The 13,113-nt window shown below is 59.7% G+C and carries 13 protein-coding genes and 1 pseudogene; 8 read left to right on the plus strand and 6 right to left on the minus strand.

The genetic code is table 11. The features are described 5' to 3' along the window. The first annotated feature begins 352 nt into the window (after nucleotides 1-352). Nucleotides 353-892, plus strand: coding sequence for a hypothetical protein (locus G3436_RS02405; RefSeq protein WP_163940879.1), 540 nt, complete (start codon nucleotides 353-355; stop codon nucleotides 890-892). A gap of 105 nt (nucleotides 893-997) precedes the next feature. On the opposite strand, the gene G3436_RS02410 is transcribed toward G3436_RS02405, so the two are convergent. From G3436_RS02410 to G3436_RS02420, 4 genes are all read right to left on the minus strand, one after another. Continuing rightward, nucleotides 998-1,306 carry a hypothetical protein gene (locus G3436_RS02410; protein WP_163940881.1) on the minus strand — a complete coding sequence of 103 codons (309 nt, stop codon included), beginning with the start codon at nucleotides 1,304-1,306 and terminating at the stop codon, nucleotides 998-1,000. Between the two features lie 43 nt (nucleotides 1,307-1,349). Then, nucleotides 1,350-1,763, minus strand: a complete 414-nt coding sequence (locus tag G3436_RS27235; RefSeq protein WP_243666986.1) for a helix-turn-helix transcriptional regulator — start codon at nucleotides 1,761-1,763, stop codon at nucleotides 1,350-1,352. After that, nucleotides 1,757-2,062, minus strand: a complete 306-nt coding sequence (locus G3436_RS27240; protein WP_338001191.1) for a helix-turn-helix transcriptional regulator — start codon at nucleotides 2,060-2,062, stop codon at nucleotides 1,757-1,759. Before G3436_RS27240 ends, G3436_RS27235 begins: the two co-directional genes overlap by 7 nt. 192 nt (nucleotides 2,063-2,254) lie before the next feature. Beyond that, on the minus strand, nucleotides 2,255-3,442 hold the full coding sequence (locus G3436_RS02420) for an MFS transporter (protein WP_178116296.1): 1,188 nt from the start codon (nucleotides 3,440-3,442) through the stop codon (nucleotides 2,255-2,257). A gap of 132 nt (nucleotides 3,443-3,574) precedes the next feature. Between G3436_RS02420 and G3436_RS02425 the strand changes: the two genes are divergently transcribed. From G3436_RS02425 to G3436_RS02435, 3 genes are all read left to right on the plus strand, one after another. After that, on the plus strand, nucleotides 3,575-3,814 hold the full coding sequence (locus G3436_RS02425; RefSeq protein WP_163940883.1) for a hypothetical protein: 240 nt from the start codon (nucleotides 3,575-3,577) through the stop codon (nucleotides 3,812-3,814). Beyond that, entirely contained in the window at nucleotides 3,811-4,635 is an 825-nt protein-coding gene (locus G3436_RS02430; RefSeq protein ID WP_163940885.1) for a hypothetical protein, read from the plus strand. The genes G3436_RS02425 and G3436_RS02430 overlap by 4 nt, the downstream gene beginning before the upstream one ends. A gap of 293 nt (nucleotides 4,636-4,928) precedes the next feature. Next, nucleotides 4,929-5,330, plus strand: coding sequence for a GFA family protein (locus tag G3436_RS02435; RefSeq protein ID WP_163940887.1), 402 nt, complete (start codon nucleotides 4,929-4,931; stop codon nucleotides 5,328-5,330). Between the two features lie 260 nt (nucleotides 5,331-5,590). On the opposite strand, the gene G3436_RS02440 is transcribed toward G3436_RS02435, so the two are convergent. Beyond that, the gene (locus tag G3436_RS02440; protein ID WP_163940889.1) at nucleotides 5,591-6,463 is read right to left on the minus strand and encodes a universal stress protein; all 873 of its coding nucleotides are present in this window, start codon (nucleotides 6,461-6,463) and stop codon (nucleotides 5,591-5,593) included. Between the two features lie 358 nt (nucleotides 6,464-6,821). On the opposite strand from G3436_RS02440, the gene G3436_RS02445 reads away from it, so the two are divergent. Then, nucleotides 6,822-9,065 carry a hybrid sensor histidine kinase/response regulator gene (locus G3436_RS02445; RefSeq protein WP_243666987.1) on the plus strand — a complete coding sequence of 748 codons (2,244 nt, stop codon included), beginning with the start codon at nucleotides 6,822-6,824 and terminating at the stop codon, nucleotides 9,063-9,065. Here G3436_RS02445 and ctlX read toward each other — a convergent pair. After that, nucleotides 9,004-9,864, minus strand: a pseudogene (gene ctlX, locus G3436_RS02450) (citrulline utilization hydrolase CtlX); the annotation flags it as partial. The gene G3436_RS02445 and the pseudogene ctlX overlap by 62 nt on opposite strands. A gap of 274 nt (nucleotides 9,865-10,138) precedes the next feature. Between ctlX and G3436_RS02455 the strand changes: the two are divergent. The 3 genes from G3436_RS02455 to G3436_RS02465 form a co-directional block, all read left to right on the plus strand. Then, nucleotides 10,139-10,561 carry an Lrp/AsnC family transcriptional regulator gene (locus G3436_RS02455; protein ID WP_163940893.1) on the plus strand — a complete coding sequence of 141 codons (423 nt, stop codon included), beginning with the start codon at nucleotides 10,139-10,141 and terminating at the stop codon, nucleotides 10,559-10,561. Between the two features lie 363 nt (nucleotides 10,562-10,924). Further along, a complete protein-coding gene (locus G3436_RS02460; protein ID WP_163940895.1) occupies nucleotides 10,925-12,343 on the plus strand; it encodes an amino acid permease in 1,419 nt (472 codons plus the stop codon). A 346-nt stretch (nucleotides 12,344-12,689) separates the two neighbouring features. Further along, on the plus strand, nucleotides 12,690-13,113 hold a 424-nt coding region (locus tag G3436_RS02465; RefSeq protein ID WP_178116298.1), incomplete at its 3' end, for a malate:quinone oxidoreductase.

Here is a 13,113-nt window from a genome sequence, read left to right on the forward strand (position 1 = left end):
GATAATAATCTTGCCGGATACCAGCGCAGTGTGGGTGTTGGTGCCGGAATGGGTTTGCTGGAGGATCTGCGGGTCGATGCGAGGTTCGACGTGGTAAAGACCCGTCGGGTGGACCATGACCGAGGTGGCAGTTTCAGCCTTGTCTACTCGTTTTAAGCGCTGTGAAAAAGGATGTCGCAGCTAGTGCCCTCAAGGCATTGCCTGCAGTTGCTCCTATGGTTTTGTCAACGGCGATGAGGGGCGGTTATCCGCGAGTACACCGCCCGGCTGTGATAGATTCCCGCCCTCAACAAGGAGGGATCCCGATGCGAGTTCTAATCGCGCAACTGCGCTGGTGATGTTGGCCGGTTGCTTGGACCAGGACAATTCCCGGGCAGCGGTAAACAGTGCCATCAAGCATGTCGAATCCGTCCCCACCGTCGCCGATTCACCCGAGGCTACAGTGAAGTCATGGTGGGCGTTGAAGGACGCGAGCATTCCACTGGACCGGGCTATTTGCGCCGAGTACATGAAGATGAACAGCGCGCTGACAGAAAAGCTGAGTTCGCTGGCGTCAGAGCATTTGCCCAAGCGGCTGGATTGTTCTGCAGAGGTGATTTCGTTTGAGCGCAAAATCGTCAAGGTCGAAGTTGAGCCCGACACAAAGGCCGTCGTTACCGCACTCATAAAGAACTCCGCGCCGCCAGAGCCGGGGGCTGAGTTCAATGACGATGATCGCAGGATCAAGGAAGCAGGGGACCGCTACCGATACACGCTGGAGCGCAAAGGCAAGGACGACAACTGGAGAATCTCCCAGGTCGAGAACATCCCGTCTTACGCGAAAGATTGGGAGGTTTCTTATAAAGCGCCCAAACCGTCTAACAACATCTATGTGTACGAGCAGTTCCAATAACCTGCGCCAAGGCCAATTGCTGCTAGCGGCACTTGCAGCAAACGGCACAGGGGCGCGCCCGCTCAATCACCAAACATGCTCAGACGGGCGCCACGTTCTTGAAGGTCAGCTCATCTCTGGAGCGAAGTGGCTCATGAACGTCAGCGTTTCAATCGCGTGCATGTAATCAGCGAATCTTGGGTCACCTTCGCTGAACGCCGTTGCCACTTTTTGTGCGCTCTCGATGCTGTCCCACATTGCCAGGTCGGCGAACACACGGTCGTCGTTCAACGGTTGGTAGGCGCGGTACTCGACCAAGCCTGGGAAGCTCTTTAACGTTTCGCGCAGCCCTGCGCGCAGTGCCGGCATTTGTGCAACGCAATCCTGCCTGACCGTGAAAATGGCCAATTCAAGTACATGAGATGGATGCTGCATAGGGGAACCTCCTGTGAGTCGAGAAGGTTGCATTGTCCGTGGCTCATACTGACAGCGTACTGTCAGTAGAGGTGATCGCTTGCCACTGGCTCGCCTGGTGCTTCATGTATGCCTGCAGGTCGAGGGCAGGGTTGGCGGGCAACGGTTGGTGGGCAATGCTTATCGAGGCTATGCGGTCGACCCGAAAATCGCGATACGCCGCGCGGCTGTCGCACCAGCTCCCAACAGTCCATTTTCCGCCCCAGTAGAACAGGCCGAGGGGGTAAATCACCCGTTGCGAGGCTGCACCGTCCAGCCGGGCATAGGTGATTTGAAGCGCCTGAGCGTTTTCGATGGCCCTGCGCAGCGTGGCAAGATGGCCGCGAGTTGAAGCCGGGGTTGATCCAAGTGCCCGGATGGTTGCCGTGCCGGGGTCGACCTTATGGTGGGTAATGGACGCAGAAACCTTGCTCAGCAAGTCCTGGCAGCACCGCTCAGCTCGTTATCGGCGCAGGCCGAAAGCATTTCCATCCCGAGCATCAGTGCGTTTAGCTCAAGCGTGTTCAGGGTTAGCGGTGGTAGTTCGAAATCGGCGTCCAGCGCATACCCCACCCCAGCGGTGCCATAAATGGGTATGCCGCTGAACGACAGGTCATCGATGTATCGATAGATCGAGCGTACGGACACACCGATTCGGCTAGCCAGGCGTTCGGCAGTGATGGGCTGATGGACACGAATCAGATTGACCAATTGAAACAAGCGATCCGCTTTACGCACCTGGAGTGCCCAGCGCAGAGAGGGCAGGGTGTTCCGTCAATACAAATGGCATCCGCAACCTCGTGTCATTGGGGCAAATAAACGACTGCAGTGTGCCTTGCGGCAGAGGGCAGCTCAACAGATGAACGTCAGTCGGCCAAGGTTGCTTTGAAGGCCGCCTGGCCATACTGGAATGTGCTCGATGCGGCTAACTCAATGCCCGCCTTTCATCCGCCGTGCCACCAGGTAGAGCCCCAGGCCCACCAACGCCGTAGCGGCGCCGATGTAACCCGTACTCGTCCACCCCAGCCCGGCAGTAATCGCCATGCCGCCGAACCATGGCCCAAGCGCATTGGCCAGGTTGAACGCGGCGTGGTTCGACGCGGCGGCCAGGCTCGGCGCTTCATGCGCGATATCCATCAAGCGAATCTGCAGCGGCGCGGCCAGCGCGATCATGGTGCCGACCAGGGCGCAGCCCAGCAGCACGCCCCACTGCGAGGTGGCCGCGAACGGGAAGAACGTCAGCACCGCAATCGACCACACCAGCACCAGCCCCACTGCGCGGAACTGCAGGCGGTCGAACAACTTGCCGCCGACAATGTTGCCGATGATGCCGCCCACCCCGAACGCCGCCAGCCCGAAGGGGATCCACTGTGGTGACACCTTCGTCACGTGCAGCATGGTCGGCGCCAGATAGCTGAACACGCAGAACATCCCGGCAAAACCGATAGAGGCAATGGACAGTGCCATCCATACCTGCGGCAGGCGAAAGGCTTGCAGCTCCTTGCGAGGATCGCTGCGCACCTCATCGTGCCGCTGCGGCACGTAGCGCCACACCAGCCCGATGGTGCACAGGGCGATCGCGCCCACCAGAACGAACGCAGCGCGCCATCCTAAAAACTGCCCCAGGAACGTCGCCACAGGATTGCCCAGCAACATGGCCAGAGTAAGGCCCATCATCACCCGCGCCACGGCGCCTGCGCGCTGATCGGTGGCTACCATGCTTGAGGCCACCACCGCAGCGATGCCGAAGTAGGCGCCGTGGGGCAGGCCGCTGATGAAGCGGAACGCGACCAGGCCGCAAAAGGACGGGGCAAAGGCGGTGGCCAGGTTGCCGATGGCATACAGCGCCATCAGCAAAAGCAGCATGTGCTTGCGTAGTAGCTTGGCCCCCAGGATCGCCAGTGCAGGAGCACCGACCATCACGCCCAGGGCGTAGGCACTGATGGCATGGCCCACCTGGGGCTCGCTCAAGTGCAAGTTGCTGGCGATATCAGGCATCAGCCCCATGATGGCGAATTCGCCCGTGCCGATGGCAAAACTCCCCAACGCCATGGCGGCCTCCATCTTGCCCACGGTGGCTTTGGAGTAGGCGAGCGGGGGGGCTTGCTGAATAGACATGTACATCCCTTTTTGAAACAAACTGAAACGTTAAAGCGGGGAAGCTTAATCAATTGGGAGTGCGGGCGTCGAGGGTTGGGGGCCACGCGCGCCAACCGGGCTATGCTTGCTCAGAGCATGGGAGAAGACCCGATGAGAGAACTGGAGCAGCGCTTGGCCAATGTGTTTGGCAAAACCACCTTTCCATTTGAGCAGGTCATCTCTGACGCTGTCAGCGTCAACACGACCGGTCACAAGGTCTTGCTGGAAGACAGGCGAGCCGAGACGATTCCTGATGCCATCTTTGATCGGTTGGACTGGGTGATTGCTCACGTGCGGGATGCAATACCGAACGGGGACAACCAAGACCCGCCGTCGCTCTGGAAAAATTGAGAGCCATAGAGCACACGCTGACTCAGCGTAATTTCATCTGTTCCATACCTTATTTTCTCGTGGCTACATTTGCCGAGGGCTTGCAACGAAGGCCATTATCCACCCCCGCATTGATGCTTGCTGATGAGAATCAACTGAGAAGGCATTTTGTCGAACGTCATCTGCATGAGGATTTTTCACATGTGGATTGTGACTTGAGCAGCTTGCTATACCTGAGTATTGCTGAGTCGGTTGGTTTGCCACTGTGCATGGTGGAAGTGCCGCATCATAATTTTGTTCGCTGGATGTTCAATGATGGCAGTTATCTGAATTGGGATACAAATTACGGCTATAACCGTTTTACCGACAAAGATTATGCTGATAAATATGGTGCAGTGCAGGAGCAGGTAGATAAAGGCATCTATCTCTCGAATATGAGCGCCGATAACGTGATGGGGTATTTTTGCTTCTGCCGGGGGCTGACCTTCGAACGCGCTGGTAATCCCTCTGCAGCGATTGGCGAGTACATGCTTTCGGTCGAAAAGTACCCGCAGTCGCCCATCTCCAGAAATAACTTGGCTTGGAAATATGTCACTTCCCGCGATGCACAGGCGCTTATAGCCGGCGATAAGGCGCTGCGGTTTGCGCGGGAGGCCGTTGCGCTATTCAGAACGGACAGTTACCTCGATACGCTGGCCTGTGTGCTGGCAGAGTCAGGGGAATTCGAAGAGGCAATCCTGATAGAGACTGAAGCCTACAGAATTAATCCGAATCCAGAATACGAGACCATGATCAAGGCCTTTGCTCAGAGGCAGACATGGCTGGATTTGCATGGTGTATAGACGTTGGCGCGCTTGGGGCGGGCCGCGGCGATCGGCTGCATAGCAGTCGTGAAGTCAGACATGCCAATACACGGAGTGCACGCGTCTGTCGGTTTTGCTAGCGCAGTGCGACAGTTAGCAGTGCTCCGGAGCTCTGACAAACAGGCGTCTATTTTTCACGAAACCCGGTTAAAAGTAGCCATTTGCGAGCAACCACTTTCGCCCCGTGGCAGCCATTTATGGAAAACTGCTGACAACCAATCGACCCATTCAGCCAGGGCGGTTACGCTGGCGTTATTTGCAAGGGCGCGCCAATGACAAAGGCTTATCAGGGAAGCTGCTTGTGCTCAGCAGTCAGTTTCGAATTAGTCGTCCCGCCCAAGGCAGTGAGTCACTGCCATTGCAGCCAGTGCCGCAAAAGTCACGGAGCCGCATTCGCTTCCTACGGCAGCGTTCCGCGCAGTAAGCTGCGAGTACTTCGCGGTGCCAACAGCATCAAGACCTATGCATCTTCGCCGACGGTAGTGCGCGAGTTCTGCTTGACGTGTGGCTCGACCTTATTCTGGTCACGCTCCCAAGGTGAATATGCCGACTGGATTTCGATCGCGCTGGGCACGCTTGATACGCCGTTCGTGCCGAGTAAGCAAAAACATGTCCATGTCGATTCCCCTGCGCCCTGGTATACGCCACCGAGCATTCGGTCCCAGCTCGACTGACCACGTTGGATCGTTAACGGTCACTTGCGACCAGTGATTATCGGCCCGGAGCGTACAATTTCGAGAGGCAAAAACCGGTTGCGCCATTATGGGGGGGTCCCGAACGCCAAGGCGAACTCGGCGCGACCGCCTGCGGTGCCATCTGACTCGATGGCGCGGCACAGATAAAAAACTGTTCCGCGTACAATCCGGCCACATCGCCGATCTCGCGCTGGAGCAAGCCGCCATGCTGACCGAATTGCACTGATCCACCCAAACGCCTACAGCGACACCAGCACGTCACACTGCGATTCGCTCAGCACATGCTTGGTGACACTGCCGATCAACAGTTCTTCCAGCGCGCTTTCCCCCTGCTTGCCGACCACGATCAGGTCGCAATCCAGTTCCTGCTCCTTCTCCACGATCCTCCAGGCCGCATCGCCGTGCACCACGATTTGCCGTGCATCAGTCAGCCCGGCGGCGTCGCTCAACGCCGCAAGCTGTTTCACCGCGTCTTGGCGGATGACGTTGCGGTAGTGGGTGAGGGTGTCCTGGTCGATATGGGCGAAGCGCATGCTGCTTTCGAAGGGCGCTTCGAACACGTGCAGCAGGATGAGCTCGGCCTGCGGGGCGACCGCTTTCGCCAGCGCGATGGCGCGCAGCGATGAAGGTGAAAAATCAACCGGGATCAGCACGCTACGGTACGCATCGCGTGGGGCCTGCTTGACCACCAGCATGGGACAGAGCATGCGGCTCAGCATCTTCTGCACGGTAGAACCCAGCAGGCGACGGGCCAGGCTTTGCCCCTTCGCGCCACACACCAGCAGGTTGCTGCGCTTGTCCTGCACCACCCGGGTGATTTCGCTGAGCACCGAGCCGGGCGCAACCTGGGCGCCAGCGGAGATGTCATAGCGCTTGAACAGCAGGGCAGCCAGGGCGTTGATTTTTTCTCCGGCGGTCTCCAGTACGCGCTTCAGCAGGTCGTCATCAGGCACCACGGCCTGCTTGAGCCGCTCGAAGGGCGCAGGATTGGCAACATACAGCAGGTCCAGCGCGGCCTGCTGCGCCTTGCTCAACAGGGCGGCGCGCTCTGCCGCATTGCGGGCAGAGGTGGACAGGTCGGTGGCAACCAGTACGTGATTCAACGGTTTCATTCAGGGCTCCTTATGCAGTGCTGCGCACATGACCGATGGCGTTGCCTTGAGCTCAAGGCGGTGACGGCCGGGCATCGATCCGTTCCTTGTTGGCAGCCATCCTCTCGCGAACCACGCCCAGCGGCTTGATTTGCGTCAATGAGTAGGGCAAAGGCGTCAACGGTACTGCTGCTCAAGCAGCCCATTTCTGCGGACACGTGATGGCCGGCCAGCGGCAACGCAAAAAGCATGGGGCAGGGCATTGGCGTGCTAGGCGTCAGCCCGTTGTCGGTACTTCGGGGGCTGCTAGAATGCCGCAATCCGTCAGGCCCTTCAGGGCCGCCGGGCCCCCAATGCCAAGCGCTCACCGAGGCCATGCATGGATCGAGATAGCACCCAATTGCCCCCTGGCAGCCCTGCATTCGCGTTGCAGCCAGAAGCGCGCGCGTTCCCCAGTGATGCCTCCGAGCGCCTGCAACTGGCGCTCGACGCCGGCGCGATCATTGGCACCTGGGTATGGGACATCCCCAACAACAGCGTCACTGCCGATGAGCGTTTCTCGCGCTCCTTCGGCCTGCCTGCCGAGCGATGCCTGGCAGGCATTCCCATAGAAGAAGCGTTCTCTTCTATTCACCCTGACGACGTCGAGCGCGTAGCCGCTGAGATCAACCTCGCCGTGGCCCGTGGTGGCGTTTTTCGCTGTGAGTATCGCGTACGTCAGGACGATGGCTGCTATCGCTGGATCGAGGCAAACGGCCGCGTCGAGCTGGATGCCCACGGGCGCGCCGTGCGTTTTCCCGGTGTGCTCATGGACATCGAGTCACGCAAGGCGGCCGAAGCTGAGCGCGACAGGATGTCGGCGTTGTTGAGCACCTTCACCGCAGCCGTGCCCGGTGTGGTGTATGCCAAGGACCGCGAAGGGCGCATGCTGGTTGCCAACAATGGCACCACGCAACTGATCGGCAAGCCGCCTGCGTTCTACCTGGGCAAGACCGACCTGGAGTTCCTCGAAGACAAAGTCCAGGCGCGCCAAGTCATGGAAACGGATCGGCGCATCATGTCGGGCGGCAAGGCCGAGCAGATTGAAGAGCAGGTCGACATGCCGGACGGCTCGGCGACCACCTGGCTGTCGGTAAAGGCGCCGCTGCTGGACGACGCAGGCGAAGTGATCGGGCTGATCGGCTCTTCCATGGATGTGACTGCGCGCAAAAATGCCGAGTCTGCGCTGATGGAGCTCAATCACACGCTGGAAACGCGTATCAATGAAGCCATCGCCGAGCGTGAGGCGGCGCAGGCTGCACTTCGCCAGTCGCAGAAGATGGAGGCCGTTGGGCAGTTGACCGGCGGCATTGCCCATGACTTCAACAACCTGCTGGCAGGGATTACCGGCAGCCTGGACCTGATCAGGTTGCGCCTGGCACAGGGACGCACGGCTGACCTGGAGCGCTACCTGACCGTTGCCCAGGGTGCCGCGCAACGAGCTGCGGCGTTGACGCACCGGTTGCTGGCCTTTTCGCGCCGCCAGACCCTGGTGCCGGTAGCCACCGACGTGAATGCGCTGGTCAGCGGCATGGAGGAGCTGATTCGTCGATCGGTCGGGCCGTCGATCAACCTCAAGGTCGAGTTGGCGGCGGCGTCGAACACCTGCCTGGTCGACCCGGCACAGGTCGAAAACGCGCTGCTCAATCTGTGCATCAATGCCCGCGACGCACTTCCCGACGGCGGCAGCGTTTGCATCCACACCTGCAACGAGCACCTGGCGCCAGGGCCGCAGTTGGACCCCGAGCTGGCGCCCGGTAGGTATTTGACTATCTGCGTCTCCGACAACGGTACGGGCATGAGCGCCGAGACGCTGTCCAAAGCCTTCGAGCCGTTTTTCACCACCAAGCCGGTTGGCGCCGGCACCGGGCTCGGCTTGTCGATGATCTATGGTTTTGCCAAGCAATCGGGTGGACAAGTACGCATTCGGTCCGAACCGGGCCAGGGCACCCGGGTGTTTCTGCAGCTGCCGTGTCATGCAGGCCCGGCCCACTCGGCACATCTGCAGATGCCCATGGCCGATGCGCCCGGCGCCTTGGCGGGCGAGACGATACTGGTGGTCGATGACGAGTCGTCGGTACGCCTGTTTGTCAGTGAGGTGCTCGGCAGCCTGGGGTACGTGGTGATCGAGGCCGCTGATGGCCAGGCGGGCCTGCAATTGCTGAAGTCCGATACCCGCATTGACCTGCTCGTCACCGATATCGGCCTGCCCGGCGGGGTCGACGGCCGGCATATGGCCGACCGGGGCAGGCAATCGAGGCCGGCGCTGCCCGTGCTGTTCATGACCGGTTATGCGCAGCCCCACGTACTCGACGAGCGCCCGCTCGAGCGTTGTACCGCCGTACTTACCAAACCCTTTGCGCTGGACGCGCTGACCTCCACGGTCAGCGCCTTGCTCAAGGCGCAGCCATCAAGCGCACGCCGCACCGCTCAGCCCCGGGGGCTCACCGTCTCGGTGACAGGTGGATGCCGGCGATCATGCAGCGCACCGAGCCGCCGGCCATTTCGATCGTGGGCACATCGAGCGGCACCAGCCGGGCGGAGCGCTCTATGCGTTGGCACTGCTCAGGGGTCAGGCTGTTGAAGGCCCTGCGCGACAGCGCCAGGATCCGCCCATCGCGCCCCGAAAGCTCGATGGCGTTACCGGCAAATTCGTTGATCTGCTGGTTGCTCAGGTCAATCACATCACGCCCCGATTCCATCAAGCGCAGGCGCACGTCTTCGGCACGAAGTGGGTCGGTGAAGGTGCCGAAGCCGACCAGCGCAAATTCTGTCGCCACGCACATCAGCACGTTGGTGTGGTAGATGGGCGAACCCCGCTCGTCGGCAGTGTCGAACACCATCGGCTCGAAGTTGAAGTGCGTACTGAAGCGCTCCAGGGCGATCGGGTCGGCGCGGTTCGAGCGCGCGGTGTAGGCCACCCTGGACAGGTGGTCGAACACCATGGCGCCGGTGCCTTCCAGGAACAGTTCATCCTGCTCCAGCCCCGAGTAGTCGATCACGTCCTGCACGCGGTATTCGTGCTTGAGCATTTCGATGACATCGGCGCGGCGCTCGCGGCGGCGGTTTTTCGAGTACATCGAGTAGATCGCAATGTGGCCGCCCGGGTGGGTCGAGAACCAGTTGTTGGGGAACACCGAGTCGGGCGTGTCGTTGTGCCCCAGGTCGTCGAACAGGTGAACCCGAACACCTTCTGCCTCAAGTCGCCCTGCCGCCTGGGTGACTTCGTCATGCGCAATTTCAGCGACGGTCTGGGCGGCCAGGTCGGGGTTGCTGCGCTGGAACGAGTTGTCTGCGGCGGTCTCGGGGTTTGGAGTAAAGGCATGCGGCCTGACCATCACTACTGCAGCGGGAGCTTGAATCGAACGCGTGGGGAGTCGCATCTACGGGTACCAATATGAGTGCAGGGGTAAAAGGCGCGGCAGTTATCCGCGACCGCTAATTAGTTCGAAGGCGTCAAGTTGCTAATGGCAGATAAAACGTATGGGCTTATAAGTTCTGTAGCAGCCATACATGCTCAAGAATGTCGAGAGGCTGCAAGCATGAATATTCTGATGAAAGGTTGAGTCAAATTGAAGAGAGCAGGTTGCCAGTTTCAACAGCTTTCTAGACAATCTGCCAGCCAATAATAGCAATCTGAGCGATTTGATAATAAACATGGATACTGTAGATCGAGAGCTGATCGCTCTGCTGCGGGACAATGCGCGCACGCCCATCCTGACCCTTGCCAAAAAGCTGAAGGTGGCCCGTGCAACGGTGCAAAATCGAATCACCAAGCTCGAAGAGCAGGGGGTGATCATCGGTTACACCATCCGCCTGCGCTCTGACGCTCTGGATCAAGGGGTACGGGCCATCACCAGCATCGGCATCAGCGGCCATCATGCCGCCGAGGTCAAGCACTCGCTGCGTGGCCACCCCAATGTCGTCGCCATTCACACCACCAACGGGCGCTGGGACCTGATGGCAGAACTGCGTGCCGATACCCTCGAAGCCTTCGACCGGGCGTTGAACGCCATTCGCTCGATACCCCATATAGAGAACACCGAAACTAGCATTCTGCTATCAACGCTGAAGATTTGACGGCGGGATTAGCGCCAGTGGCGGCGCGTGGCTGAACATACTGTCAGTCGTGCCTGACAGTTTGTAAGTATTTCTATTTCGTATGAACACTATGCAACGTTCCGATTGACTAGCCTGGCTGGCAAAATGAACGACTTTCGTGCATAGGCTCAGGACGTGACGGGGTCACCACTCAGGTGCACTGCGCAATCGCTCTTTTATCAAACTGACAACCCGGCGGTCATTGCGCTGGGCTGTGTATTTATAGTTGCGTATTTACCGACGTTTCATGTTCATGCAAAAAAACTGAACATCCGTACCACTTGATGAGTGCGTTAGCGGCGAGACGGCGGTGCTACAGAAAAAGAATAAGAGGTCATAACCATGCATCAGACGTGCAATTCGCCAGACGCGGCTTCGGATGACGGCCGGGTGCTGAAGCGACGGCTGGAAAATCGACACATTCAACTCATTTCGATCAGTGGCGCGATCGGCACAGGCCTGTTCATGGGCTCGGGCAAGATCATCGCGCTGTCTGGCACCTCGATCATCCTGGTGTACGCAATCATCGGGTTTTTTGTTTTCTGCATCATGCGAGCGATGGGCGAGATGCTCCTGGCCAACCTGCAGATGGGCTCGTTCGCAGACCTGGTACACCATTACCTGGGGCCACGCGCCGGGTTCATCCTCAGTTGGTCATACTGGCTGAGCTGGGTCGTGGCCGCCGTTGGCGACGTGGTGGTGGTGGCGGGCTTTCTCCAGTACTGGTACCCGGATGTGCCCACCTGGCTGCCGGCCTTCGCCACGATGTTCCTGCTGTTGGGCCTGAACATGCTCGCGGTGAAAGCCTTTGGTGAAGTGGAGTTCTGGTTCGGCCTGATCAAGGTCATTGCCATCGTGCTGCTGGTGGTGACCGGGTTGGTGATGGTTGCCACGTCCTATACCTCGCCTGCCGGCGTGACGGCGTCCTTCAGCCACCTGGTGGCGCCCGGCGTGATGATGCCGCATGGCATCGTCGGCTTCCTGGCGGGCTTCCAGATCGCGATTTTCTCGTTTGTCGGTACCGAGCTCATTGGCACCGCGGCAGCCGAGGCGAAGAACCCCGAGAAAACCCTGCCCAAGGCAATCAATACCATCCCCGTGCGCATCCTGCTGTTCTACATCGCCTCGCTGGTGTGCATCATCAGCGTGGTGTCCTGGGCCAACGTGCCGGCCAACCGCAGCCCGTTTGTCGAGCTGTTCCTGCTGGGCGGGCTGCCTGCCGCGGCCGGTATCATCAACTTCGTCGTGCTGACGTCGGCCGCGTCCTCGGCCAACAGCGGCGTGTATTCCGGCTCGCGGATGCTCTATGGCTTGTCGCACCAGCAGTTGGCCCCCAGGGCGTTCGGCCGCCTGTCCGGGGCGGGCACGCCCGTCAGGGCGCTGATGTTCTCCGGGGTATGCATGGCAATCGCATTGACGCTGCTGTTCGTGATCCCTGATGTGATGACGGTGTTCACGCTGGTCTCGACCATTTCTGCGGTGATGATCATCGTCACCTGGTCGCTGATACTGCTGTCGTACTTTGCCTACCGTCGGCAGAACCCCGAGGCCAACGCGCAATCGAGCTTCAGGCTGCCAGGCGGCAAGGTGACCGCAGCGCTGGCCCAGGTGTTCCTGATCTTCGTGTTGTGCCTGCTGGCGCTTGAGCCCGATACCCGTACGGCGCTGTACCTGATGCCCGTGTGGTACCTCGGCTTGCTGCTCGCCTACCGGCGCCGGGTGAAAGCGCAGGCGCGGCAGGTGGCGGCAATCGCCTGCTGACGCCTTCAATAAGCCAGGGTGCTTATTTGTCTGTCAACTTGGTGACAGTATCAATGACTTTCAATTTGTCCGAGACACTTGCACTGTCGACCTTGTCCAGCACTTTGCCGAGGTCGACCTTGACTTCGCGTTCATATTTTCGGGACTTCGCAACGTCAGCCGAGGCCACGCACGCTGAAACTTTGTCGCCAGCGGTCTTGAAGATATAGGCAGCATTGCAACGAACCTGGAAGTGCGGGGCATCGGCCAGGTAAGCCCCAGGCAAGGCTGCAGGGCAACTTGCAGCCTTTCGCCTATCATTACCCCTGCTGTTGATTGCCAAACGGAACGCAGCAGGGGAGACGCAATGAATTTCGCAAAGCACCTGATCGTCGCAGGCGTGGCCGCCGCACTGGGCCTGGGCCCTGCCCACGCCGCCGAAACCCGCAAAGTCGATGTACTGCTGGTGGGTGGCGGCATCATGAGTTCGACGCTGGCGATCTGGCTCAATGAGCTGGAACCTGGCTGGTCGATGCAGATGGTCGAGCGCCTCGACGGCGTTGCCGAAGAAAGCTCCAACGGCTGGAACAACGCCGGCACTGGCCACTCGGCCCTGGCCGAGCTCAACTACACGCCCGAGAACCCCGACGGCACCATCAATATCACCAAGGCCATCGAGATCAACGAGGCCTTCCAGATCACCCGGCAGTTCCTCGCCTGGCAGGTCAAGAACGGCGTGCTGAAAGACCCGCGCTCGTTTATCAATGCCACGCCGCACATGAGCTTTGTGT

The sequence above is a fragment of the Pseudomonas brassicae genome (genome assembly GCF_010671725.1).
In the GTDB taxonomy this organism is placed as follows: domain Bacteria; phylum Pseudomonadota; class Gammaproteobacteria; order Pseudomonadales; family Pseudomonadaceae; genus Aquipseudomonas; species Aquipseudomonas brassicae.

Bases quoted from the DNA above. Each gene is read 5' to 3' on its own strand.
- G3436_RS02410 (WP_163940881.1), bottom strand. From the start codon at position 1,306: ATGCAGCATCCATCTCATGTACTTGAATTGGCCATTTTCACGGTCAGG.
- G3436_RS02420 (WP_178116296.1), bottom strand. From the start codon at position 3,442: ATGTCTATTCAGCAAGCCCCCCCGCTCGCCTACTCCAAAGCCACCGTG.
- G3436_RS02425 (WP_163940883.1), top strand. From the start codon at position 3,575: ATGAGAGAACTGGAGCAGCGCTTGGCCAATGTGTTTGGCAAAACCACC.
- G3436_RS02435 (WP_163940887.1), top strand. From the start codon at position 4,929: ATGACAAAGGCTTATCAGGGAAGCTGCTTGTGCTCAGCAGTCAGTTTC.
- G3436_RS02440 (WP_163940889.1), bottom strand. From the start codon at position 6,463: ATGAAACCGTTGAATCACGTACTGGTTGCCACCGACCTGTCCACCTCT.
- G3436_RS02445 (WP_243666987.1), top strand. From the start codon at position 6,822: ATGGATCGAGATAGCACCCAATTGCCCCCTGGCAGCCCTGCATTCGCG.
- G3436_RS02455 (WP_163940893.1), top strand. From the start codon at position 10,139: ATGGATACTGTAGATCGAGAGCTGATCGCTCTGCTGCGGGACAATGCG.
- G3436_RS02460 (WP_163940895.1), top strand. From the start codon at position 10,925: ATGCATCAGACGTGCAATTCGCCAGACGCGGCTTCGGATGACGGCCGG.